Genomic DNA, 23,454 nt, shown 5'->3' on the forward strand with positions numbered 1-23,454 from the left:
CAATGGCTCCCCACCACTGGATAATTCCCGGTGATGGGGAGCCTTTTCATTTTATTTCAAATTTTCAATATTTAATTCCATGAACGTTAAAAAGTTAGTAGCATCTTTTAACAAACAGGAAAAGGTTTCTGCATAGTTTTCTTTTTTCACATCAAGCTTTTTCGTAATTTTTTGATATCCCTTTCCTTTACGATGTCCCGTTCCACTTGAACGTAACTCCTGTAGATTTCTCAAGAACTTAATATGCTCATTATAGTTTTCGATATTACTTTCACATAGCCAAGCTTCTATTTTTGAAATGCTACCTACAAGTTTTTCGTAATTACCAGTTAACCGTTTTGAAATGCTCTTTTCATTTAAAGAATCAATCAGTATTTTGACTAAAGAAAGAACCAGCATATCCATCTCAGTAATTGAATTATTTACTGGAACTCGTAATATTTCAAAATTATAAGCATCCTGCTCTGTTAATGATAAAAATAAAGGCCATCCATACTTTTCAGTGAAAACTCTATTTAATCGTGTATAAGCTTTCTTAAAAACAAAATCTGGAGACTCTGAGTCTGATGCAATACACATAAAATCTCTCTTTATTTTTGTTTTGCTCAATTTTCCTCCAATCGACTTGTTAAATCCCCTCCAATAATGCTGCTCGGCTTCACTTGGTAAATCTCTTCCTAAATCACCTAAATAAGCTGATACATAATCTGAATTACTATTATCAATATACAATGACCACAATACACCACATCGAATAATTCCATCTTCGACTTTATAAATTTCAGGTTTCGAATAATACTTATTCAGTACTGCACTGTCAAAATATACAGGTGTTAAATAGTGCGGCGCTGTTGGATTTGCCCCGAAGTAGTTGTTTAATTCTTTCGGATTACAAGTATGGCGTATTTCTTTTCCGTTCTCATCTATACCAATAATAAAATCAACATAAGTCTTTTCTTCATTATACGGCCAAATATTACTATCACATAAACTGCAACCTGAGACAACATTTTTTGCATAAATGATGGAATAATTTTTCCTTTTTAGTCCAGTTGATGTATTTCCGATATTAAGTGCATAAAAAATTGTGTTTTCGCTATTTCTATAAACCAATCCATCTTCCTTGATTTTTTCCGAATTATCGATAGAAACGCACCTGCTATCAATATGTATCATCAATACTTTTTCTTTTACTGCTAGATACGTTTTTAAGTATCTTTTATGTATAGTTACATACCCATTATCATTCATTTTCACTACGGTAATTCCTTCACCGTTAGAAACATCAATATATTCATTTTTTTGTGAATTGAAATACAGATTGAATAATAATCGAAACTCTTCAACAATTTCTATTGAATCTGTAGCTACGCCATTATATTCTCTTTTTATAACAAGTGGTTCATAACCATTGTCATTTCCCCAACGATGATAAACCTTTTCATCATCCTCCCAAGAACCGTAAACTGTAATTCCAGGCATCAATGTATGTGCATTATATGTATCATTTTCCATATCATTTTCAACTTCATTCAAAGGAAGAAGAAAACTCTGAAGGTATATATCATACTTTTTATCAATTTTATTTCCTGATACAGGAACCATTATGTCAGCATCTAATCCTCTCTCTATCCATTCTCGAATATCAATCTGATACAAATAATCTTTATCCATCATCTTTCAAATCCTCCTGTTATCTATTCCACTGCCAAGTCTGCCCCTTAGTATCGAGTGGCTTAAACTGCGGTCGGCTCTGACAACAATCCTAGTGACACAACCTCTGACATCTAATCCACAGCCTAAACCCTACCGCTATTCTCCGGTACTCAATTTCTCTCCAATCAGACCGAAAAGTAGATATGTTTCCATATAATAAAACCGAGCTTTCCGCAAGGCTTCTCTGATGATACCAACCTTACAAAAAGCCCGGAAATACGCCGCTTTTCAGCACTTGATTTTATTTTCTTGACAGCAAACACACAGTCTCAACATGGACTCCCTGCGGAAACATATCAGTAGTAGAAACCCGCACCAGTTCATAATCCTCCGCACACAGCACCTTCAGATCCCTCGCCAGTGTCGCACTGTCACAGCTCACATACACAACCCTCTCCGGCTTCATTTTAAGGATCGTATTCAGAAGTACCTCATCACAGCCCTTCCGTGGCGGGTCTACCACGATAACGTCTGCATAAACGCCATTCTTCTCATACTCCCTCGGCAGTACTTCCTCTGCTTTTCCAACAAAAAACTCCACGTTCTCGATTCCATTAAGCTTAGCATTCTCTCTTGCATTGTCAATGGCCTGTGGTACGATCTCCACGCCGCGGACAAATTTTGCTTTCTGAGCCAGGAACAGGGAGATGGTTCCGATTCCACAGTACAGGTCCCAGACTGTTTCATTTCCGGTGAGACCTGCGTACTCCAGGGCCTTTCCGTACAGTTTTTCGGTCTGGATGGGATTGACCTGGAAAAAGGACAGTGGTGAGATCTGATAGGATATATTTCCGATACTGTCCGTTATATAGGACTGTCCCCAAAGAAGACGGAGCTGGTCTCCCAGGATTACATTGTTCCGTTTTTTGTTGACATTGATGGTGATGCTGGTCATTTCCGGAATTTCACACAAAGAATCCACCAGAGCTTTTTCTGCAGGGATCTTATCTCCGTTTAAGATCAGACAAACCATCATCTCGTCTGTATGGAAACCATAGCGGATCATAATGTGGCGTACAAGGCCTTTGCCTGTCGTCTCATCGTAAGGCTGGACATGATATTTTTCCATGTGGCCGATCACACGGTCCAAAACATCCTTATTCTGTTTCACTCCCAGAATACAGTCCCGGTTGTCAATAATAGAGTGGGTCCTTCCTGCATAAAAACCGGTGATGATCTTTCCGTCTTTATTTTTTCCTACCGGGAACTGTGCCTTGTTGCGGTAATGGTAAGGCTCGTCCATTCCCATGATCGTCTCCATCGGGAAATCCTTAAAACCGCCGATCCGCTCCAGATGGCCACGGACTTTTTTCTCCTTGAATTTCAGCTGCTGCTCGTAGGATAATGCCTGAAGCTGGCATCCTCCGCACTGGCGGGCAATAGAGCAGGCAGGTTTCACACGGTATGGAGACGGTGTGATCACCTCCATCAGACGGCCATAGCCATAGTTCTTTTTTGCCTTGATGATCTTGGCTTTGATCCGGTCTCCGATCACGGCGTCTTTCACAAAAACGGTGAAGCCATCGGCTTTCCCGATACCTTCACCGTCAACTCCGCAATCCTCTATATCTAAAGTGAGTATATCGTTTTTACGGAATTCCATGTATTAAATATCTCCTGTTCTTCTTAAATTGGACTCAAAAAGCCGGTTGAAACCAAGCCATTCTTTTTTGCCTTTGTCTGCGTGGAAAATTTCTGTCAGTGTCTCCATCCTTGCATCTGTATTGTCTGCCAGATTCAGGGCAACTGCCTCCGCAAGTGCCGGTTTCTTGGGAGAACCGTACTCCAGCTCACCATGATGTGCAAGAATACAATGGATCACCTGATTTTCAAGCTTCTCCGGAAAATCCGGGATCTCTTTTGCAAGATCATGTACCATCTGTGCCCCGATCACAATATGTCCAAGAAGCTGTCCCTCATCTGTATAATCATTCATCGGAAAAGCAGAAAGCTCCTTCGTTTTGCCCACATCATGAAGAAGTGCGGTTGTGATCAGAAGATCTCGGTTCAATAGCGGATATGCATTCGCCATATAATCGCAGAGACGGGTCACTCCAAGAGTGTGCTCCATCAGTCCGCCGATAAAGCCGTGATGTACGGTCTTGGCTGCAGAATGTCCCTCAAATATCTTCATAAATTCCTGATCTTCTACAAAAAGCTTCTTCAGAAGCTGGGAAAGATAGGGATTCTTCACACTGTTGATAAGCTCTCGCAGCTGGCTCTGCATATCATCCACACTGTTCTCACTGGTAGGAAGATAATCTGCCGGATCATACTCCCCTTCTCCTGCCTTGCGTGCTCTCTTGATATTCAGCTGCATGGCGCCTGCAAAGCTTGTCACATCTCCCATGATCTCAATGTAATCCAACGCATCAAACTCATCAATTCCCAGAGAATTGGGATCCCAGATCTTACCATCGATCACACCTGTTTTATCCTGAAGGATCAGATTCTCATAGGGCTTACCATTCTTCGTTGTAGCTGCCTGTTTCTGTTTGCAGAGATAGATCCCGTTTACTCTGTCTCCCTCATGTAATTCATTTAAAAAACGCATAAAATTCTTGCCTTTCTGTTCTTTTTACTTTCAAAGCAGACATACTCACAAACACATCCGCTTCACACTTTGCATTCATAGCCAGACTTTCTTTATGATCTTTGGCCGCATCCCGGTCCAGGCTTTCTGGCATTTCTGCACAATTTCCACTTACTTCCGGGCTTTATTCAGTATCATAACACATTTTACTTTCCTTTGCTATGGAAATCATGTAAAATAGGAAACGAAGTGTTTTTTTTGCATATCCTGTGTTACGCAGAAAAGCACGGAATCAACAGAAGTAACAAAAAGGAGTAACTACAGCAACAATGAACAAAAAAGCATACAAAGCACTTGAATACTATAAAATCATAGATCTGCTCACAGACAAGGCCTCCTCCCCCATGGGAAAGGATCTCTGTCGGAAGCTTACCCCTTCCACAGACATTGAAGAGATCCGGTCCATGCAGCTGCAGACACACGATGCCCTTGCACGCCTGTTCAAAAAAGGCGGCATTTCCTTCGGCAGTGTCAAGGACATCCGCGGCACATTAAAACGTCTTACTGTTGGCAGCGCCCTGAATGCACCGGAGCTGCTTTCTGTCTGCAGTCTTCTTGAGAATACCGGTCGTGTAAAGGCCTATTCCAGAAGTGACCGTGATGACGGAATGACCGATTCCCTTGACGGAATGTTTGCGGCACTGGAACCTCTGACACCACTCAGCACAGAGATCCGCCGCTGTATCCTTTCCGAGGATGAGATCAGTGACGATGCCAGCAGCACGCTTCGTCAGATCCGCCGCAGCATCAAAGCCACCAACGACCGGATACACACCCAGCTTTCTTCTCTGGTTGCAGGAAGTGCCAGGAATTATCTTCAGGATTCCGTTATCACCATGCGCGACGGTCGCTACTGTATCCCGGTAAAAGCTGAATATAAAGGCCAGGTTCCCGGTATGATCCACGACCAGTCCGCCACAGGTTCCACTCTTTTCATTGAGCCTATGGCTGTTGTCAAGCTGAACAACGACATCCGCGAGCTGGAGCTGAAAGAGCAGAAAGAGATCGAAGTGATCCTTGCATCCTTAAGCCAGCAGGTAGCTGCTGAGCTGGAGGCTATTCACGCAGATCTTTCCATCATGGTACAGCTGGACTTTATTTTTGCCCGTGCCGCACTTGCCATGGACATGAACGCCAGTGAACCTATTTTCAACATAGAAGGCCGGATCCGGCTTCGCCAGGCCCGTCATCCACTGATCGATAAGAAAAAAGCCGTTCCTATTGACATCCGTCTCGGGGATGATTTTGACCTCCTGGTTGTCACCGGACCAAACACCGGCGGTAAAACTGTTTCTCTGAAAACCGTAGGTCTTCTTACCATGATGGGACAGTCGGGTCTCCATATCCCGGCGCTGGATCGTTCCGAACTTGCACTTTTCCGCGAGGTTTATGCTGATATCGGAGATGAGCAGAGCATTGAACAGTCCTTAAGTACCTTCTCCTCTCATATGACAAACGTGGTTTCCTTCCTGAAATCCGCAGATCAGGATTCCCTGGTCCTCTTCGATGAGCTTGGTGCAGGTACGGACCCTACAGAGGGTGCCGCTCTTGCCATTGCGATCCTGTCACATCTTCACGAGCAGGGTATCCGTACCATGGCAACCACCCATTACAGCGAACTGAAGATCTATGCCCTCTCCACTCCAGGTGTGGAAAATGCCTGCTGTGAATTCGATGTAGAAACCTTACGTCCGACCTACCGCCTTCTGATCGGTGTTCCGGGAAAAAGTAACGCATTTGCCATTTCTTCCAAGCTGGGGCTTCCGGATTTCATCATCGACAAAGCAAAGGAACAGATCAGCGAGCAGGATGAATCTTTTGAAGATGTTCTGACATCCCTGGAGCAGAGCCGTGTCACCATCGAAAACGAGCGTGCTGAAATTGCCCGTTACAAAGAACAGGTAGAAGATCTGAAAAAATCTCTTCAGGAAAAAGAAGAAAAGCTGGATGAACGTAAAGAGCGGATTCTCAGAGAAGCCAATGAACAGGCACATGCGATTCTCCGCGATACCAAGGAATACGCAGATCAGACCATGAAGCTTTTCCATAAATTCCAGAAGGATCACGTAGATACCGCTTCCGTGGAAAAAGAGCGCCAGAACCTAAAAAAACGTATGTCAAAAGCCGAAAATGGAATGTCTTCCAGGCAGCAGAAGCAAAAGCCAAAGAAACAGCTGAAGCCATCCGATCTTTCTCTTGGCGATACCGTAAAGGTGCTCAGCCTGAATCTGAAAGGAACAGTTTCCAGTCATCCGGATTCCAGAGGATATCTCTTTGTGCAGATGGGTATCATCCGTTCCAAGGTTCATATCTCCGATCTGGAGCTTGTGGACGAGCCGGTGATCACCACTCCGTCCATGCAGCGTACCGGCGCCGGAAAGATCCGTATGTCCAAGGCAGCCAGCATTTCCACAGAGATCAATCTTCTGGGGAAAACCGTAGATGAGGCAGTTGCAGAGCTGGATAAATATCTGGATGACGCCTATATCGCACACATGAAATCCGTCCGTATCGTTCACGGAAAAGGTACCGGTGCCCTCCGCAAAGGTGTCCACAATTACCTGAAGCGCCAAAAGCACGTAGCTTCTTTCCGTCTCGGCGAATTCGGAGAAGGCGATGCCGGCGTGACCATTGTAGAATTCAAGAAATAAAAAGGAGCTGAAGCCATGGCTATAAAACAGAAAATCCTCATTGTTGACGATGACAACAACATTGCAGAGCTGGTTGCTCTCTATCTCACAAAAGAATGCTTTGAGACTAAGATCGTAAATGACGGCGAGGAAGCCCTGAAGCAGTTCCATATTTTTCACCCGGATCTGATCCTTCTGGATCTCATGCTTCCGGGCATTGACGGATACCAGGTATGCCGTGAGATCCGTCACACCTCCGATGTACCGATCATTATGCTTTCCGCCAAGGGAGAAACCTTTGACAAAGTCCTGGGACTGGAACTTGGAGCGGATGATTACATCATCAAGCCTTTTGACTCCAAAGAGCTGGTGGCACGTGTCCGTGCGGTACTGCGCAGATTTCATGTAAAATCTCCGTCTGCCGCACCAAAGGAAAAATGTGTTTCCTATCCGGATCTGGTGATCAACCTGACCAACTATTCTGTAACTTATATGGGACACCAGATCGATATGCCGCCAAAGGAGCTGGAGCTTCTCTATTTCCTGGCAGCTTCTCCCAATCAGGTTTTCACAAGAGAACAGCTTCTGGATCACATCTGGGGCTATGAATACATTGGCGATACCAGAACCGTAGACGTTCACATCAAACGTCTCCGTGAGAAGATCAAGGATAACCCAAACTGGGCTCTTTCCACAGTCTGGGGGATCGGTTACAAATTTGAGGTAAAGGATTCATGAAACAGCATCTTTATACTAAACTGCTGATCCTGTACTTTATGCTGGGCGGAATCTGCTTTCTGCTGCTTTCCTCCGGTGGCTCCTACCTGGTAGAAAAAAGGCTGGAGCGCTCTACCGGAGAGTCCCTTTACCGCACTGCCAGCCAACTGGTTTCCAAAAATGAACTTCGTCAGGCTGTAAAAAACCCCAAAAACGAATCCCTCACCCTGGCTCTTTCCTCTGCAGCAGCCTTTCAAAATGCAGATTTCTGGGTTATGGATACAGATGGGAACGTTCTGATAAACACAAACCAGCAGTCCTCTGATTCCGGTGATATCACCGTCAGGAACTTCCGACCGGAAGATTACGAAGATACCTGCTATTCCTCCGGTACGTTTTACGGGACATTAAAAACCACACAGCTAAGCACAGTCGTTCCCATAAAAGATACGGATCTGGTGACTGGTTATCTGGTGATCCACTACCCTATGAAAAACCTCTACGAAAGCCGCAGCAATATCGTAGAGGTTATGGTCCTGATCTTTATTGTGATCTATGCACTGTTTTTCAGTTTTCTTCTGATCTATTTTTACAGGGTCCACAAACCTCTGAAAGAAATCTTAAAGGGTGCCCTGGAATTTGCCAACGGAAATCTTACCTACACGATCCCCGTAGATTCTGAAGATGAGATGGGATATCTTTCCCACTCCCTGAATTACATGGCAGACAAGCTAAACAAAAACGGAGAGTATCAACGACAATTCATTTCCAATGTGTCCCATGATTTCCGCTCGCCTCTGACCTCCATCAAAGGCTATGTGGAAGCCATGCTGGACGGTACCATCCCACCGGAAATGCAGGAACGTTATCTGAAAGTCATTGCTTTTGAATCCACCCGTCTGGAGAAGCTTACCCGAAGTCTCCTTACCTTAAACGAACTGGATGTCAAAAAGCGTATGATGCATATGCGGCGTTTTGATATCAATGAAACGATCCGTACCACAGCCGCCACCTTTGAGGGAACCTGTTCGGAACGAAACATCCGTCTGGAGCTCCTCCTTGCGGGAAAAGAGCTTTTTGTCCGTGCAGATATGGAACAGATCCAGCAGGTACTGTACAATTTATTGGACAATGCAGTAAAATTCAGCAACGACAATTCTTCTATCACACTGGAAACCACAGTCAATCATGGCAAGGTTTTTGTCTCAGTCAAAGACCATGGAAGCGGAATTCCAAAGGAAAGTCTTTCCAGGATCTGGGACCGTTTCTATAAGATCGATGTCTCCCGTGGAAAAGACCGCAAGGGTACCGGGCTTGGCCTTGCCATTGTAAAAGAGATCATCAACGCTCATAAGCAGAATATCAATGTGATCAGCACCGTAGGTGTTGGAACAGAATTTATCTTTACACTGGAAAAAGCAAAATAAAACATCAAAAAACCTCTGATCCGGAAGGCTGTAAAAGAAATATCTCTCAATATCTCCTACAGTATTTCCGGATCAGCGGTTTTTATTTACTCTTTGCAGGCTTATTTCCAATCGTAATTTCTCAGGTGGCCTTCCAGATTCATATGCGTAAAATTATGCTGTCGCAGCGCCTCATAAAGCACAATGGCAACTGAATTGCTTAAATTCAGGGAACGGATATCTCCGATCATCGGGATTCGCACGCAGGTTTCCTGATTGTTTACCAAGATATCCTCCGGGATTCCCGCACTCTCCTTGCCAAACATAATGAAACAGTCATCCTCATACTGCACATCTGTATAAGTCTGAGGTGCCTTGGTGGTTGCGTAATAAATCTTTGCTCCCGGATTCTTTTTGAGAAAATCCTCATAGTCTAGATATCTGGTCACATCCAGATGTTCCCAATAATCCATACCTGCACGCTTGATGGCCTTTTCATTCAGGCGAAAACCAAGCGGTTCGATCAGATGCAGCCTGGTTCCTGTTGCCACACAGGTTCTTCCGATATTTCCTGTATTTGCCGGAATTTCCGGCTCATGGAGCACAATATTCAAAACTCCCATTTATTTTTTTCCTCTTTTCTACATAGCATTAAATATACAAAATATGCATTCGCAATCCGCTTCGCTGCTTGCTCATGAGATCAAAAAGCCAAGCTTTTTGGTCTCATCTTCTGCCGGGCGTTCCAGATATCTGGCATTTCCGCCGCTGTAAAGAAGCCTGTTATTTCCGGAATCGGTCTGCCCGATCACTGCTGCCATGATCCCCTCTCGCCGCAACTGCTGCACAAACGCATCACCGCCATGGATTCCCATAAGAATACTTCCGCCGGAAAGCAGCTTGTACGGATTCACATCAAGGATCTCACAGATCTCTATGGTTTCCTGTCGGATGGGCACACTTCGAAGATCTGCACTAAGACCTACTCCGGATGCCTCCGCCATTTTCCAGAGGGCAGCAAGAAAGCCGCCTTCTCCCATCCGATATCGGGCACTGGCTCCGGATTCTTCCGCCATTTTCCAAATTTTATCATTCTCTGTTCCTGTTCCGTAAACCTCAGGAAGCTTTACAGCATCCTCGAGAAACCGTTCTGCAAAAAACTCCCGCAGCCTGTCATGATAATTCTTTGTGATCCATGCAGTTCCTTCTGCTGCCACAGGGCCTGCCACGATCAGCTCGTCTCCCGGCATAAGCCGTCCGTCTATCTCTGCCTGAAGCGCCTCCAGTGCTTTTTTTCCAAGTTTCATAACTGCCGCCTTAATAAATGATCAGCGAAAGCACAGTCGGAACTACCATTGCCAGTACCAGAATAACTGCGATGATCGCTGTGATCACTTTTCTTTTTTTCGGATCAAACATTCCCATAATTATCATTCACCTCATCTGTAATATCCGTTAATTGCGCATTGTTGGTCAAAGGATCCCTGTCTGTATAATCAAAAAGAAGCTTCTTTCCATCCCGGAACACCTCGATATGGGCGGTTTTCGGGATTTTTTTCGCTTTCCGGTAATCCCAGATCAGCCGCTCATACGGCTTCTGGTCTGAAGCAAAGGATGGCCTGCTCTTTAAATTCTCTCGAAGATAAAGATCCAGGAGCATTACATCGGAAAGTGCTTCCGACGGGATCTCTTTCTGTTCTCCGGCAAACTCCATAAGGATCTCATAGCGCCTCATCCTGGAATGAGAGATCTCCGAGTATCCTTTTTTCTCATAAAATCTGCCAAGTGCCTCATACATCCGGAAAGGATCGTCAAAATACTTCTCCAGAAATACAAGGGTATTTTTGAACTGCCCACTATTATAATACACTTCCACCATACTTTCCACCATTTTCAGCCTTAAAATCTCCCCGTAGGTCAGCCAGGCTGTGGAAAGTACCTCATAGGGTTCCCGATCCTTGTAAAGAATCTGATATTCCCCTGTCATTTCCATCATGTGTGAGCCCTTCAGCACCTTCAGAAAACCAAGCTGAAACTGTTCCGGACGCAGTGCGTAAACATCGCAGAAGGACTTGTGGAAGCTGTCGTATCCCTCATAGGGAAGTCCTGCGATCAGATCCAGATGCTGGTGGATATTTCCAAAGCTGTGGATCTGCTCTACAATCCCTTTCAGCTTTTCAAAATCCATGGTTCTACGAATGGCTTTGATGGTCTGAGGATTGGTGGACTGTACACCAATCTCCAGCTGGATCAGGCCCGGACGCATGGTTTTCATCAGCGCCAGCTCCTCCGCACGGAGAAGATCTGCTGAAATCTCAAAATGAAAATTGGTGATCCCGTTATCATTCTCCGTAATATACCTCCAGATCTCCATGGCATGGTCATGCTTGCAGTTGAAGGTACGATCCACAAATTTGACCTGAGGAACTTTATTATCAATAAAAAACTGCAATTCCTTTTTTACAAGCTCAATATCACGGAACCGAAGCTTCTTATCTATGGAAGAAAGGCAGTAGCTGCAGGAAAAGGGGCATCCCCTGCTGCTCTCATAATAAATAATGCGGTTTTTAAACTCTGTAAGATTGCTGTATGCAAACGGAACTTTACTTAAATCCATCAATTCCCGCCAGCCCGTGTGTACAATATCCCTGCCTTTGTTTTCATCACGAAAAGCTACTCCGCGGATCCCGCTCAAAGTTTCCGGTTTTCTTTCTATATAATAACCTGCCAGTTCATGGAAGGTTTCCTCTCCTTCTCCCACCATCACTCCAAAAAACGCAGGATTCTTTTTCAGAAATTCCACCGCATCGTAGGATACCTCCGGGCCTCCTGCCCAAAACTCCACCTGTGGAAGGATTTTCTTAAGATCCGGCACCAGCTCCCTGACAAAGGAAATATTCCAGATATAGCAGGAAAAGCAGACCACATCCGGCTGCTCCAGATAAATATCTTTTAAAATGTCATCCCTGATCTGATTGATCGTATACTCTTTGACCACAACCCTGGAGCTGTATTCTCCGGAACAGGATTTCAGGTTATATACCGCCAGATTGGAATGGATATATTTTGCATTGCATGCTGCAAGTAAGATTTTCAAATTTTATATTCTCCTAACTTCTGTCGGATAATTTCTTTCCCCGGCAGTTTTCATTATTTCTCTGTTGATCCTTTTCGCTTTATGATTATAACGTTCCCGCCACCGGATGTAAATAGAAAAACAGGGGTTACTGTTCACTGGTAATATTCCGCGAGGTGTTTTTTGTGAGCGAAGGTCACAGAAAACCCGAGACATACCGCGCGAATTTATGCGATCAGCATAAATTCTGTGCATCGCGAAGCGTGTTGCTGAGAACGGAGTGAACAGTAACAAACAGGGATTTCCCTCCTGCCGCAAAAATGCCGTTTTTGTTGTATTTCCATCCAAACAGCGTTAAAATGAGTACTATATATTTTTATAAAGGAGTAATCTTTTTATGGATCGAAACAGCTGTCTGAATTATTTTCAGGTGTTTCCCTTCTGGGAACATATGACGGAAGAAGATCGGAATTTTCTTCTTGATAACATTCGCGAGCTTCATTACCCGGCAGGTGCTGCCATACAGTCTGAAGAGCGCCAGTGCCTAGGAACTCTTTTTCTTCTGAAGGGAGTTCTCCGTGTTTATCTACTGTCCGCTCAGGGAAAAGAGGCAACCCTATACCGTTTAAGGGACAGTGACATCTGCACTCTTTCCGCCTCCTGCATGCTTTCTGCCATTACATTTGATGTACAGATCGATGCAGAAACAGACTGTGATCTGCTTCTGCTTCCGGCAGTTCCTTTTTCCCGGCTGATGAAAAACAATATCTATCTGGAAAATTTCATCTACAAACGGACAACTGAACATTTCTCAGATGTGATCGCAGGAATCGAACGGACATTTTTTATGACCCTGACTCAGAGAATCGCAGCCTTTCTTCTGGATGAAGCTGCAGATACCGGTTCCGATGAACTCGCTCTCACACAGGAAGCCATCGCCCGCTCCATCGGAAGTGCCAGAGAAGCTGTCAGCCGCAGCCTTAAAAAAATGAATAAAGACGGCTCTATCCAGATCTCACGGGGATCGATCCGCATTCTGGATAAAAGACGTCTTTATGAAATGATGAATACTTTTTAATTTGAAGATGTTTTAGGTGCCGGCTGCAGGATCCACCAGAACAGCATCGGCATAATAGTCATTACCGGCCACATATAACGGATCATCCCATTTACAGGAGACACAAGACATATCAGTATATTCAGCACCGGTATGGCAAAGATCAGGAGTTTTTTCCATTGCTTCTTCACCAGAAGATATCCCATCAGCAACAGAGTAAGCCAGGTATACGTTCCTGCACTTAAGATAAGTCCCAGGCCAGGTGCGCGCATCCATAATTCATCATAAAGCCGGAATATATACTGGATTTTTTTTGGTCCAACATAACTGACATCGATCCCGGCTTTCTTCTGATACAGTTTATCTATGTAAAACCGGTACACGCCCTGCTGTCCTCTTCCCATATGGAACGGATCATTATAACTGTAGATATTATTCAATGTCGCCTGGATATATACTCCCGGATGACGACGGAACATGGCAAACCAGGCTTTAAAATAATCGTTCATGTATCCATCCAATTTAGGATCATTATCATCATCTCTGAACCTGAATGTAATTTTCACAGGATCCGACAGTTCCGGATTATACTTCTCGGCAAGAACATCATAATCCAGGATCCTGTTTATCGCTTTCTTCTCACTTGCGGTTACATCATCCGGATATTCTCTCAGATATCGGGCAGTCTGCTGAAACGGTACCGAAAGCATTTCACATCGGGATCCAGGTGCCACGCCAAGGGCAGGTGCTGCCCCCTTTTCTACGCCCAGATAACAGGCAAAAACACAGACAGCCACAATAAATGCATATTTCCTCGCGCCCTTTACCAGGAAGAAAAACAAAAGGATCAAAGAAGGCAGGACTAGATGAATGCCATTATTTCGGGTAAGACAAACACTGATTCCCAGAAGAAATAAATATACTGCCTTTCTCTTGGAAAAGGAATGACAAATATCTATATACACTGCAAAATACAAAGTAATGACTGCCGTATATAATCCATCTTTGATCACTGCCTGGGCATAGCTTCCAAATATGGGAACAAATGCAAACAGCAGAACAGTACCAAAAAGTATCCATTTTGGAGCCTTCCATCTGTACAGATAGCGGACTACCGCACTGTAACACCAGATTTCCACAGAAGTAAACACAATGACGATCAAAAATACTCCAAAATTATAACACCAGATAGTTTTTCCAAGTGTCAGCAGTCCACCCATGATCATCGTCAGGACCCATGGATGATGATTGTCCAGCGGCATAGCTCCCAAAAATACATCCAGCTGCCGAAATCCATCTGCCGGGATCGAACCTGGGAGAAATGCCAGGATAAACGGTGTCCATCCAATGATCATAGATATCTTTGCCAGGCGGAACCACATTACTTCTTCCTCTCTGGCCGGGATACGCCCGCAGGCCTTTCGGAAAAACTCCATCTCAGGAATCCTCCAGAAATAAGTGATTCCCATATCACAGATAATATAAAATCCTATAAAACATCCGGCTGAGATCAGGATCTGTTTCTTTGCGCCAAACAGAAAATCCCAGTTTCCATTTGTAAAATAAGAAGTTCCAAGAAGCATTCCCGCCGAAAAGATCACTGCCAAAACATGTGCCTGCCAGTTTCTGTATTTCCGGTAGCCCTCCCATCCTTTCACGTATAAAATAAGAAGCAGGATCCATGCAAGCAAGCTCGTGCATCCCAATCCATTATAAACATCGCTCATTTTTTCTACAGAAGTATTTCCATCCATTGGAAGGCCCGTAAAAGAAAAGGCCAGCGCTGTGATCATTGCCGCGATCACAGGCACTGCATTCTTTTTTATTATTTTCTCATCCATATTTTTATTAACCCTTGTCTAAAATTTTCAGTAAATCAACAATGCTCCGGAAACCGTTTCGGTTCCCAGAGCTGTATCTGTTTTTTCTGTTTTCTGTTTTGGTTACTGAAGCGCTGCCTCAAGCTCTGTCTTTGATGTCAGTCCCACAAAACGTGCGGTCTCTTTTCCTTCTTTGAATACCAGCAGTGTGGGGATACTCATGATCTTGTACTGCTGTGCCAGTGATGGCTCTTTGTCTACGTCAACCTTGCCAACCTCATATCCGGCTTCTGCAAGCTCTTCCACGACCGGAGCCTGACGTCTGCATGGTCCGCACCAGGTTGCCCAAAAATCTACCAGTACCGGCTTTTCTGCCTTTAATACCTCAGTTTCAAAATTGTCTGTTGTAAAAACTTTTGCCATGATAAAATTCCTCCTTGATCCTGTATTTATTTTTAGTATCAGCTTATGCTTACGCCTTCAGAAGCTTCCGCACATACTGACAGGCGGAAAGTCCTGCCTGGGCACCGTCATGAACAGCTTTTGCCACCTGGAGAAGTCCACCGGTGCAATCACCTGCTGCATACAGTCCCGGAACTGTAGTCTCCATCTCTTCATTGACCCGGATATTTCCTTTTTCATTCAGTTCCGCTCCGATCTGGCGGGCCATCTCCGAGCTTCCGGCTGTACCAAGTGCCACAAAGACTCCCTCTGCCGGCACAAAAGAATCTGCTCCGGTACCTGCTTCCTGCATGGACACATCACTTTTCAGGCGGATGCCGGAAACACGCTCATCCCCTTCGATTGCCTGGATCTTCATGGTGTTAACCGGAAGCGGATTTTCTCTTGAAAATTCCGGTTTCTTTCCATCTGTAAAGATCGTCACACGGGAAGCGGTATGAGAAAGTTCTTCTGCTTCATGAAGAGCAAAATCACTGTTTCCAAGCACTGCCACTTCTTTTCCTCTGTAAAAAAATGCGTCACATACTGCGCAGTAGCTGACACCTTTTCCCTCAAATTCCTTTACTCCCGGAATCCTGGCAGAAGCTCTCCTGCTTCCGGTTGCCAGGATCACGCTGCGTGCCTCAAAATCTCCTGCGGTAGTTTTCACCTCAAAAGTATCAAAACCACCCATTCCCACAACCTGGGCATCCAGGATCCGTACTCCAAGTGCTCTTGCCTGGGCAAGACCTCTTTCGAAAAGTTCTCTGCCGGACAGCGGCTGCTCCAGTCCGTAATAGTTCTCGATCTTCTCCGCTTTTTCCAGTGAACCGATTCCTGTATTTATGATCAGCGGATCCATATTTCCTCTTGCCGCATAAAGTGCTGCCGAGATCCCGGCCGGACCTGCTCCTATGATAATGATATTCTCCATTTCAGACACCTGCTTTCTTCTTCGTTTGGATCTGTTCTATAATATACGCTTCGCATTGGTCTGTTTCTGTGATCAGGTCACTTTTCCTTCACAGAAGTCATTATATCACATTCCCCCAAAATTACACCTTTTTTTCAATAGCTTTTATTTGCGTCTGTTTCTCTTCTATGCTATTATTATAACGACTTTAAACCAATTAAATGAATCAAGATGATACCCCTGCGGGATCATAAATATCTGCTTGACCTGTAAGGAAACAGATTCCTTATATTTATCAATAGATCATGAATCATAAAAAGGAGCCTAATCTCTATGAGAAATTTTGAATATTTTACCCCTACCCGGGTTATTTTCGGAAAAGATACACACCTTAAGATCGGCACTGTTCTAAAAGAGCAGAACTGCAGCAAAGTACTGATCCATTATGGCAGCCACAGTGCAGTAAGCTCCGGTCTGATCGATGAGATCCGATCTTCTCTGGATGAAGCTGGAATTTCCTATGTCACTCTTGGCGGTGTGGTTCCCAATCCCCGTCTCTCCAAGGTACGTGAAGGTATTGAGCTTTGCCGCAAAGAACAGGTTGATTTTCTTTTGGCTGTTGGCGGTGGCAGCGTTATTGATTCCTGCAAGGCCATCGGCTATGGACTTGCCAATCCGGATACAGATGTGTGGAACTTTTTTCTCCGCACCGAAACCCCAAAAGCCTGTCTTCCTGTAGGCGTTATCCTGACGATCGCAGCTTCCGGAAGTGAAATGAGCGGATCCTGTGTGATCACCAATGAAGAGGGCTGGCTGAAACGAAGTAGTGCCCGCAACGATCTGTGCCGCCCACGTTTTGCTATTTTAAATCCCCGCCTCACCTATACCCTGCCGCAATATCAGACCGAAAGCGGCTGTGTGGATATCCTGATGCATACTATGGAACGGTACTTTGTAAATATCGAAACCATGGAGATCACCGACAGTATCAGCGAATCTCTGATGCAGACCGTGATCTATAACTCCCGGATCCTGATGAAGGAGACGGATAATTATACTGCACGGGCAGAGATCATGTGGGCCGGCAGTCTTTCCCACAATGGACTTACCGGCTGCGGAACCGGCGGTGGTGACTGGGCCTGTCACCAGCTGGAGCATGAACTGGGCGGCACCTACGATGTGGCTCACGGAGCCGGTCTTGCCGCTTTGTGGGGAAGCTGGGCACGTTACGTTTATGATGCAAATCCGGAACGCTTTGCCCAGTTTGCAGTCAATATCTTTGACATTCCCTGCAGTACCGACTTCAACAAAACTGCTCTTGCCGGCATAGAAGCCATGGAAGATTATTTCCGTTCCATCCAGATGCCTACCAGCCTTCATGAGCTTGGTCTTGATCTTACAGAAAAGGAGATCCATGATCTAGCGTTTAAATGCAGCTTTGAAGACACCCGTACCATCGGTGTGTTCAAACAGCTGAACATGAAAGATATGGAAAAAATCTATCTTGCTGCCAGATAAATCTGTAGCCATAATATTGCAGATGTTTTTTTGAAAATCAGATTTTTCAGAAAAACATCTGCTTTTTTTATTTTTTCCTTGCATTCTCTACATAAATGTGTTAAAGTAACAAAGTACTCGAAAGAGACATGCCCAGATAGCTCAGTTGGTAGAGCAGAGGACTGAAAATCCTCGTGTCGCTGGTTCGATTCCGGCTCTGGGCATTATTTTTTTACTCTGATCGCAGAATAGCCTCTGCTGGTCAGAGTTTTTTTATACAAAAAACTGCTGCAAATCCCTTGTGGAATCTACAGCAGTCTTTTTCTGATCACTGAAGCAAATAAACTTCTGTATAAAACACGCCCTTCTGCTCTGCTTCGGAGTGTGTTGCCACATATACATCAATGCAATTGGTCCGGATCGCTCCTCCGCAGTCCTCTGCAACATAAACCTGTCCATTGATCACTACTTTGGAACCGTATGGGATCTGACTCGGATCCACTGCGATCGTACGGTTGGTAGTGGCCGTTACTCCTGTGGAAGTAATTCCATTCGCCCATGGTCCGCAGCAGATGCTACACGGACAATAATGCGTGATCCGGAATGTTCCCAGTGGTTTCAATGTCGCGTCCGAAGATACTGATACCGGCGTTCCGATCTGTACGCCAGCTGCGGTACTTCCGGAACCACCTGTGGAAGTTACACCATCCACCGCATCCGCAAAAACGCCCTCCCCGGAACTCTTAGTAAGGGATCCTGCTTTTGTATTCTTTTCCTGCTCTGCCTTGGCCACTTCCGTAGCCTGATAACCTTCCAGACAGCTGGTCGGAATATAGCCGACGTGATCTGAACCACTGTCATCTGTGTAAACGATCCTGCTCCAGATAGCATCTACCGTACCTGTTCTTTTCAGCTCATCATCCTGAAGGACCTCTCCTACAACCTCTCCGTCCTTCTTGCCGGGATAATCCAGGATATCACTGTCCTGTGCCGCTGTAACTGTATCTGTAAATTTATTTACGATCTCCGTATCACTGAGCACGCTGTCCGAAACATAACCGATGATCTTGTCCTCACCTTTCTTTTGGAAGGTCACCTTGCTCCAGCCATTGTCACAGACTGCAACTCTTTCAAGCTTCGTTCCCAGGATCACAGAACGCAGCTCTGTACCACTGTCTCCCGGATTGGACCGGATTTCCGTATTTTTCGCTGTAACATAAAGCGTATCACTCTTCGCCAGAGCATTTACTGTATTTCCCGCCCCATCATCGATCTGAAACTGCTGAGGTGTTTTTTTCTCCTTTGTATATGTATCCAATGTTGCTTCATATCCCAGTACCTCTGCTGATACGGATGCAGGGAAAAGCATAGAAGCACATAAAATAACTGCCAGAAGCTTTTTTCGCATGAAATCTTGCCTCCTTTATTCCGGCATTCTACGGTTTGTCCCGACTATCATAGCATATCAGATCATATTTTGCAATTTCACAGGACAGTCTTCAGAAATTTTTAACAAAAAGATCATATTTTTTAACTGGTCAAATCTATCCGTAACGGATACAATACTTATATGAATACAAAACACAAGAAACCAACCCTTACTAAAAAACAGCGCCACAAACTCCGTGTACAGCAGGTGCGAAGGCAGAAGATCTTTCTGACATGTCTTTTTCTGCTGATCGTGGGCTGTATCCTTCTGCGTTTTTCCAAATTTTCCGGCAGGCAGAAGGAAACCCATCAGATCAATGCAGCCTGTGAAGCTTATCGCGATGAGGTTTCCAGCGAAGCAGCACAATATGATATGTCCGACTATGTAGACCTGATCCTGGCTGTGATGATGCAGGAAAGCTCCGGACAGGGTACCGATCCCATGCAGTCCTCAGAAGGAGCCTACAACACCAGATATCCTCAGCAGCCCAATGGTATCACAGATCCTTCTTACTCTATTTCCTGTGGCATCCAGGAACTGAAATATGCTCTGGAAAAGGCCGTCTGTACCGGTCCGACTGATCTTTCCAAAATCCGTCTGGCTCTGCAGGCATACAATTTCGGAGCCGATTCCTATTTTGCTTATCTGGAAGAAAACGGTCAGACTGTGTGGACGGCCCAAAGTGCTCAGGCCTTTGCTCAGATGGCAAGCGGCGGCACACAACGTGATGAAGATGATCCCCTTCATGATCCTGCCGGTCCATGGGACTATGGTGACCAATACTATCCGGATCATGTTTTGCGCTATTACCACTTAGACAATAACTCATAAACCACCGAAATATTGTCATATACAAGTTCTATTTCAGACGTCTGGAATAAACTTTATATGTTGTGTATAATTTCAAAAAAATTCCAAAAAACATTTGACAGAATATAAAATCTATGCTAATATATGTCTTGTTGCTGAGGGAAACACTTGAAACGATAAGACATATGCGATAGTGGCGTAGTTGGTAACGCGCGACCTTGCCAAGGTCGAGACCGCGGGTTCGAGCCCCGTCTATCGCTCTTCAGAACTCTGAGTTTTTCAGAGTTCTTTTTTATTTTTAAAACTATCCTTTTTCGATCAAAAAGTCCCGGGTCTGATCTCTTTTTTCCAGAAATTCAGATTCGGGACTTTATATTTTTTATCTTTTATTTCAGCTGCATATCATGGCCAAGGCATGCATCTTTTAGTGGTGGAAAAGGCGGATTCCTGTAAATGCCATCACCATTCCATACTTATTACATGTATCGATAACTGCGTCATCACGTACAGATCCACCCGGCTCTGCAATATATTTTACACCGCTCTTATATGCGCGCTCGATATTATCACTGAATGGGAAGAATGCATCGGATCCCAGTGTCACGCCGGTAAGACCATCCAGCCATGCTCTCTTCTCTTCTTTTGTGAACACTTCCGGCTTCTCTGTGAATGTCTTTTCCCATGCACCATCTGCAAGGACATCCATATATTCCTCACCAATGTAAACATCAATGGCATTATCTCTCTCCGCACGTGTGATCGTGTCTTTAAACGGAAGCTCCAGTACTTTCGGACACTGACGGAGATACCAGTTATCTGCCTTCTGACCTGCAAGGCGTGTACAATGTACACGGGACTGCTGTCCTGCACCAACGCCGATAGCCTGTCCGTCCTTAACAAAGCATACAGAATTGGACTGTGTATATTTCAGGATGATCAGAGAAACCTTCATATCTCTCTTGGCTTCTTCCGTAAGCTCTTTATTCTCTGTTACAATATTGGAGATCAGCGCATCATCAATTGCCAGCTCCTGGCGGCCCTGCTCAAAGGTGACTCCAAATACCTGTTTGTGCTCCAAAGGTTCTGGAACATAGTTTTCATCGATCTGGATCACATTGTAATTGCCTTTTTTCTTCTGCTTCAGAATTTCAAGAGCCTCCTCTGTATATCCTGGTGCGATCACACCATCAGAAACCTCTCTCTTGATCAGCATTGCGGTATCTTTGTCGCAGACATCAGAAAGAGAAATAAAATCACCAAATGATGACATACGATCTGCACCTCTTGCTCTTGCATACGCACATGCAAGCGGGGAAAAATTCTTCCAGTCCATATCACCTACCCAGTAGATCTTTGCCAGTGTCTCATTCAGCGGAAGTCCGATGGAAGCACCTGCCGGAGATACATGCTTAAATGAAGTTGCTGCCGGAAGTCCGGTTGCTTTCTTAAGGTCACGTACCAGCTGCCAGCCATTAAAGGCATCCAGGAAGTTGATGTATCCTGGTCTTCCGGAGAGTACCTGGATCGGAAGCTCACTTCCATCTGCCATATAGATCTTTGATGGTTTCTGATTTGGGTTACATCCGTATTTTAACTGTAATTCTTTCATGAAAAAGCTCCTCCGTTCTCTGTGATATCCCTATTTTCTTATTTATTCTTGTTTACGATCCTGGATTCATATTTTCCTGTCTCAATGTCAATAAAACGAACAAAGAGAGAAACTTTATTATCCTGGTTCAGGCTCTTCCAGAGGAGATCCGTAAACTCATCAATATCGCTTGGGATCTCTACCAGCTTCGGCTCTCCCTCGAAACTTGGAAGTGGATTTCCATCGCATTTATAAGTATGGATAAAACGTCCCTGTCCTGCCGCCGCATTCTCATAGGCAAATGTATAACGAAGACAGGAATCCGGATTTCCGTTATTGCTCTTTAAAATAGACATCGCATAATTGAATTTACCGTCTTCAACATGAAGAACACCTGAAATACGAGGTGTATAGTTCGGCGCATCCGGCTCAAACTCTCTGCTGCGGAGAGACTGTTCAAAGGTGAGCTGTCTGTCCATTCCCTCATAGATCGTATCTGTCTGATCACCGTTTGTTACGATGGTCTTATTTCCAAGGACACGTACCGGTGCATAAATGATCAGGCTCGGGTCTGTAAGCTTGGACGGATCAAAAGCCTGTGTACGGATTCCTTCCCCATCCTCAACAAAAATACGGTTTCTGCTGTTCTCGCTTCTTCCCATAATAAAATATGCAGTAACTGCATGTTTCCCGTCAGCGGAACGTCCGATCACAATTCCTCTTCCCGGATAGGAATTTTCTTTCAGTTCTTTTTCAAGTGAAAATGTCGTCATTTTTCACAGTCCTCCTTGTCTAATGTAAGGCCCGGGGCTTATCCCAGGATATGAACGGTAACAAAAAACCGCCTGGACACCCCTTATCAGGCTGCCCAGGCGGTCGGCTTCTCACTTCACTGCACTCCCTGTAGGTAATCCTACTTTCCGCCAGTCATGCAGCTTCTGCTGTTATACTACAATACTTCTTCTTAATTTTCAAGCCCCTATTTTCAGAAATTATTTTTCCAGACTTCTTGTTGCTCACAAAATAAACAATAACACTTTATTTCCCCTGTAATGCATAATCTGTCTGGATCTGTGCTGCAATGTCTGATTTCATCTGGATCCATGCATCGGGATTTTCCACGTAATACTTCGGACAGTCTTTACCTGTGACATCATAATGACGGATCACCTGATCCGAAGTCAGTCCAAAGCGTGTACAAAGCCACGCTGTCAGCTTTACGGCCGAATCATAGGTTGCTGTATTAAACTGCCCTGTTTCATCCGGATGGCAGCATTCAATGGATATGGTATCTACATTTCTGGAATTTGTGGCATAGGATATTTCTGAAGTGGGAATACATTGTACCACTTCTCCCTCCAAACCTATCACAAAATGACTGCTGACTTTGTTGTCCTGCGTTGTCGCAAGATTTTCAAAATAATTCCGGTTGGATATGGCAGTAGATCCCGGATTGGCCGTATAATGAATGGCTATATAATTTACCTGTTCGATAGAAATCTGTGGTCTGGAATAGGAATTCGGTGTCAGAAGCTCCACATCAATAAAAGGTGCTCCTTCTGCCTGCCATTGTTCCGGTCCGCCATTTCCGCTGGCATTCCCGGATATTTCTTCCTGTCCGGACTGAGTTTCACTCTGTTCCATGCGCATCTCAAAAAATGCGTATCCTAACGCACACGCAGCAAAAGCAACGATCACAATGATACATATCAGCACAATCCTCTGTAGGATCTTGATCGGGTTCTTTTTTCTCAAAGACTT

19 protein-coding genes, 2 tRNA genes and 1 riboswitch are annotated in these 23,454 nt (G+C 44.7%); of the genes, 8 read left to right on the forward strand and 13 right to left on the reverse strand.

The window, feature by feature from the left end:
- Positions 1-51: 51 nt before the first annotated feature.
- From DMI82_RS11945 to DMI82_RS11955, 3 genes are all read right to left on the reverse strand, one after another.
- On the reverse strand, positions 52-1,677 hold the full coding sequence (locus DMI82_RS11945) for a hypothetical protein (RefSeq protein ID WP_110103442.1): 1,626 nt from the start codon (positions 1,675-1,677) through the stop codon (positions 52-54).
- Positions 1,678-1,957: 280 nt separating this feature from the next.
- The gene (gene rlmD, locus DMI82_RS11950) at positions 1,958-3,319 is read right to left on the reverse strand and encodes a 23S rRNA (uracil(1939)-C(5))-methyltransferase RlmD (RefSeq protein ID WP_110103443.1); all 1,362 of its coding nucleotides are present in this window, start codon (positions 3,317-3,319) and stop codon (positions 1,958-1,960) included.
- A gap of 3 nt (positions 3,320-3,322) precedes the next feature.
- Complete coding sequence (locus DMI82_RS11955) at positions 3,323-4,270, reverse strand: 3'-5' exoribonuclease YhaM family protein (RefSeq protein ID WP_022426377.1); 948 nt, start codon at positions 4,268-4,270, stop codon at positions 3,323-3,325.
- Positions 4,271-4,578: 308 nt separating this feature from the next.
- Between DMI82_RS11955 and DMI82_RS11960 the strand changes: the two genes are divergently transcribed.
- Genes DMI82_RS11960 through DMI82_RS11970 form a run of 3 tightly spaced genes read left to right on the forward strand, consistent with a single transcriptional unit; the run spans position 4,579 to position 9,083 of the window.
- The gene (locus tag DMI82_RS11960) at positions 4,579-6,960 is read left to right on the forward strand and encodes an endonuclease MutS2 (protein WP_110103444.1); all 2,382 of its coding nucleotides are present in this window, start codon (positions 4,579-4,581) and stop codon (positions 6,958-6,960) included.
- Positions 6,961-6,975: 15 nt separating this feature from the next.
- Positions 6,976-7,677, forward strand: a complete 702-nt coding sequence (locus DMI82_RS11965; RefSeq protein WP_110103445.1) for a response regulator transcription factor — start codon at positions 6,976-6,978, stop codon at positions 7,675-7,677.
- A complete protein-coding gene (locus tag DMI82_RS11970; protein ID WP_110103446.1) occupies positions 7,674-9,083 on the forward strand; it encodes a sensor histidine kinase in 1,410 nt (469 codons plus the stop codon). The genes DMI82_RS11965 and DMI82_RS11970 overlap by 4 nt, the downstream gene beginning before the upstream one ends.
- Before the next feature lie 101 nt (positions 9,084-9,184).
- Here the strand turns inward: DMI82_RS11970 and trmL are convergent, their stop codons facing one another.
- The 3 genes from trmL to DMI82_RS11985 form a co-directional block, all read right to left on the reverse strand.
- Positions 9,185-9,685 (reverse strand): tRNA (uridine(34)/cytosine(34)/5-carboxymethylaminomethyluridine(34)-2'-O)-methyltransferase TrmL, encoded by a 501-nt coding sequence (gene trmL, locus DMI82_RS11975; RefSeq protein WP_015524365.1) that lies wholly within the window; start codon positions 9,683-9,685, stop codon positions 9,185-9,187.
- A gap of 72 nt (positions 9,686-9,757) precedes the next feature.
- Complete coding sequence (locus DMI82_RS11980) at positions 9,758-10,369, reverse strand: AIR synthase-related protein (protein ID WP_110103447.1); 612 nt, start codon at positions 10,367-10,369, stop codon at positions 9,758-9,760.
- A 104-nt stretch (positions 10,370-10,473) separates the two neighbouring features.
- Positions 10,474-12,159: a B12-binding domain-containing radical SAM protein gene (locus tag DMI82_RS11985; protein WP_110103448.1), complete on the reverse strand. Its 1,686-nt coding sequence runs from the start codon at positions 12,157-12,159 to the stop codon at positions 10,474-10,476.
- A gap of 376 nt (positions 12,160-12,535) precedes the next feature.
- Between DMI82_RS11985 and DMI82_RS11990 the strand changes: the two genes are divergently transcribed.
- Entirely contained in the window at positions 12,536-13,216 is a 681-nt protein-coding gene (locus tag DMI82_RS11990) for a Crp/Fnr family transcriptional regulator (RefSeq protein ID WP_110103449.1), read from the forward strand.
- Here DMI82_RS11990 and DMI82_RS11995 read toward each other — a convergent pair.
- From DMI82_RS11995 to DMI82_RS12005, 3 genes are all read right to left on the reverse strand, one after another.
- Positions 13,213-15,036 (reverse strand): DUF6020 family protein, encoded by a 1,824-nt coding sequence (locus DMI82_RS11995; protein ID WP_110103450.1) that lies wholly within the window; start codon positions 15,034-15,036, stop codon positions 13,213-13,215. The genes DMI82_RS11990 and DMI82_RS11995 overlap by 4 nt on opposite strands.
- 102 nt (positions 15,037-15,138) lie before the next feature.
- Complete coding sequence (gene trxA, locus DMI82_RS12000) at positions 15,139-15,438, reverse strand: thioredoxin (protein ID WP_021651804.1); 300 nt, start codon at positions 15,436-15,438, stop codon at positions 15,139-15,141.
- 49 nt (positions 15,439-15,487) lie between these two features.
- Entirely contained in the window at positions 15,488-16,390 is a 903-nt protein-coding gene (locus tag DMI82_RS12005; RefSeq protein WP_021651805.1) for an NAD(P)/FAD-dependent oxidoreductase, read from the reverse strand.
- Between the two features lie 312 nt (positions 16,391-16,702).
- Here DMI82_RS12005 and DMI82_RS12010 point away from each other — a divergent pair, with 312 nt between their 5' ends.
- Positions 16,703-17,887: an iron-containing alcohol dehydrogenase gene (locus tag DMI82_RS12010; protein ID WP_015524359.1), complete on the forward strand. Its 1,185-nt coding sequence runs from the start codon at positions 16,703-16,705 to the stop codon at positions 17,885-17,887.
- A 130-nt stretch (positions 17,888-18,017) separates the two neighbouring features.
- Positions 18,018-18,090 (forward strand) — tRNA-Phe (locus DMI82_RS12015).
- A 104-nt stretch (positions 18,091-18,194) separates the two neighbouring features.
- On the opposite strand, the gene DMI82_RS12020 is transcribed toward DMI82_RS12015, so the two are convergent.
- Entirely contained in the window at positions 18,195-19,274 is a 1,080-nt protein-coding gene (locus DMI82_RS12020) for a 3D domain-containing protein (RefSeq protein WP_015524358.1), read from the reverse strand.
- Positions 19,275-19,436: 162 nt separating this feature from the next.
- Between DMI82_RS12020 and DMI82_RS12025 the strand changes: the two genes are divergently transcribed.
- Complete coding sequence (locus DMI82_RS12025; RefSeq protein ID WP_044961647.1) at positions 19,437-20,126, forward strand: lysozyme family protein; 690 nt, start codon at positions 19,437-19,439, stop codon at positions 20,124-20,126.
- Positions 20,127-20,292: 166 nt separating this feature from the next.
- Positions 20,293-20,365, forward strand: a tRNA-Gly gene (locus tag DMI82_RS12030).
- Positions 20,366-20,529: 164 nt separating this feature from the next.
- Here the strand turns inward: DMI82_RS12030 and DMI82_RS12035 are convergent.
- The 3 genes from DMI82_RS12035 to DMI82_RS12045 form a co-directional block, all read right to left on the reverse strand.
- A complete protein-coding gene (locus DMI82_RS12035) occupies positions 20,530-21,714 on the reverse strand; it encodes a phosphoribosylaminoimidazolecarboxamide formyltransferase (RefSeq protein ID WP_110103451.1) in 1,185 nt (394 codons plus the stop codon).
- Between the two features lie 38 nt (positions 21,715-21,752).
- A complete protein-coding gene (locus DMI82_RS12040; protein WP_015524355.1) occupies positions 21,753-22,466 on the reverse strand; it encodes an IMP cyclohydrolase in 714 nt (237 codons plus the stop codon).
- Between the two features lie 86 nt (positions 22,467-22,552).
- A riboswitch (ZMP/ZTP riboswitch) is annotated at positions 22,553-22,634 on the reverse strand.
- 97 nt (positions 22,635-22,731) lie between these two features.
- On the reverse strand, positions 22,732-23,448 hold the full coding sequence (locus DMI82_RS12045; RefSeq protein WP_044961668.1) for a peptidoglycan recognition protein family protein: 717 nt from the start codon (positions 23,446-23,448) through the stop codon (positions 22,732-22,734).
- Between the last annotated feature and the right edge of the window lie 6 nt (positions 23,449-23,454).

This window comes from Blautia sp. BCRC 81119 (assembly GCF_003184505.1).
GTDB classification, from domain to species: Bacteria; Bacillota; Clostridia; order Lachnospirales; family Lachnospiraceae; genus Blautia_A; species Blautia_A fusiformis.

What these genes read in the sequence shown, in the direction of transcription:
- DMI82_RS11945 (WP_110103442.1), bottom strand. Translation starts at nt 1,677, where the DNA reads ATGATGGATAAAGATTATTTGTATCAGATTGATATTCGAGAATGGATA.
- rlmD (WP_110103443.1), bottom strand. Translation starts at nt 3,319, where the DNA reads ATGGAATTCCGTAAAAACGATATACTCACTTTAGATATAGAGGATTGC.
- DMI82_RS11955 (WP_022426377.1), bottom strand. Translation starts at nt 4,270, where the DNA reads ATGCGTTTTTTAAATGAATTACATGAGGGAGACAGAGTAAACGGGATC.
- DMI82_RS11960 (WP_110103444.1), top strand. Translation starts at nt 4,579, where the DNA reads ATGAACAAAAAAGCATACAAAGCACTTGAATACTATAAAATCATAGAT.
- DMI82_RS11965 (WP_110103445.1), top strand. Translation starts at nt 6,976, where the DNA reads ATGGCTATAAAACAGAAAATCCTCATTGTTGACGATGACAACAACATT.
- DMI82_RS11970 (WP_110103446.1), top strand. Translation starts at nt 7,674, where the DNA reads ATGAAACAGCATCTTTATACTAAACTGCTGATCCTGTACTTTATGCTG.
- trmL (WP_015524365.1), bottom strand. Translation starts at nt 9,685, where the DNA reads ATGGGAGTTTTGAATATTGTGCTCCATGAGCCGGAAATTCCGGCAAAT.
- DMI82_RS11980 (WP_110103447.1), bottom strand. Translation starts at nt 10,369, where the DNA reads ATGAAACTTGGAAAAAAAGCACTGGAGGCGCTTCAGGCAGAGATAGAC.
- DMI82_RS11990 (WP_110103449.1), top strand. Translation starts at nt 12,536, where the DNA reads ATGGATCGAAACAGCTGTCTGAATTATTTTCAGGTGTTTCCCTTCTGG.
- DMI82_RS11995 (WP_110103450.1), bottom strand. Translation starts at nt 15,036, where the DNA reads ATGGATGAGAAAATAATAAAAAAGAATGCAGTGCCTGTGATCGCGGCA.
- trxA (WP_021651804.1), bottom strand. Translation starts at nt 15,438, where the DNA reads ATGGCAAAAGTTTTTACAACAGACAATTTTGAAACTGAGGTATTAAAG.
- DMI82_RS12005 (WP_021651805.1), bottom strand. Translation starts at nt 16,390, where the DNA reads ATGGAGAATATCATTATCATAGGAGCAGGTCCGGCCGGGATCTCGGCA.
- DMI82_RS12010 (WP_015524359.1), top strand. Translation starts at nt 16,703, where the DNA reads ATGAGAAATTTTGAATATTTTACCCCTACCCGGGTTATTTTCGGAAAA.
- DMI82_RS12020 (WP_015524358.1), bottom strand. Translation starts at nt 19,274, where the DNA reads ATGCGAAAAAAGCTTCTGGCAGTTATTTTATGTGCTTCTATGCTTTTC.
- DMI82_RS12025 (WP_044961647.1), top strand. Translation starts at nt 19,437, where the DNA reads ATGAATACAAAACACAAGAAACCAACCCTTACTAAAAAACAGCGCCAC.
- DMI82_RS12035 (WP_110103451.1), bottom strand. Translation starts at nt 21,714, where the DNA reads ATGAAAGAATTACAGTTAAAATACGGATGTAACCCAAATCAGAAACCA.
- DMI82_RS12040 (WP_015524355.1), bottom strand. Translation starts at nt 22,466, where the DNA reads ATGACGACATTTTCACTTGAAAAAGAACTGAAAGAAAATTCCTATCCG.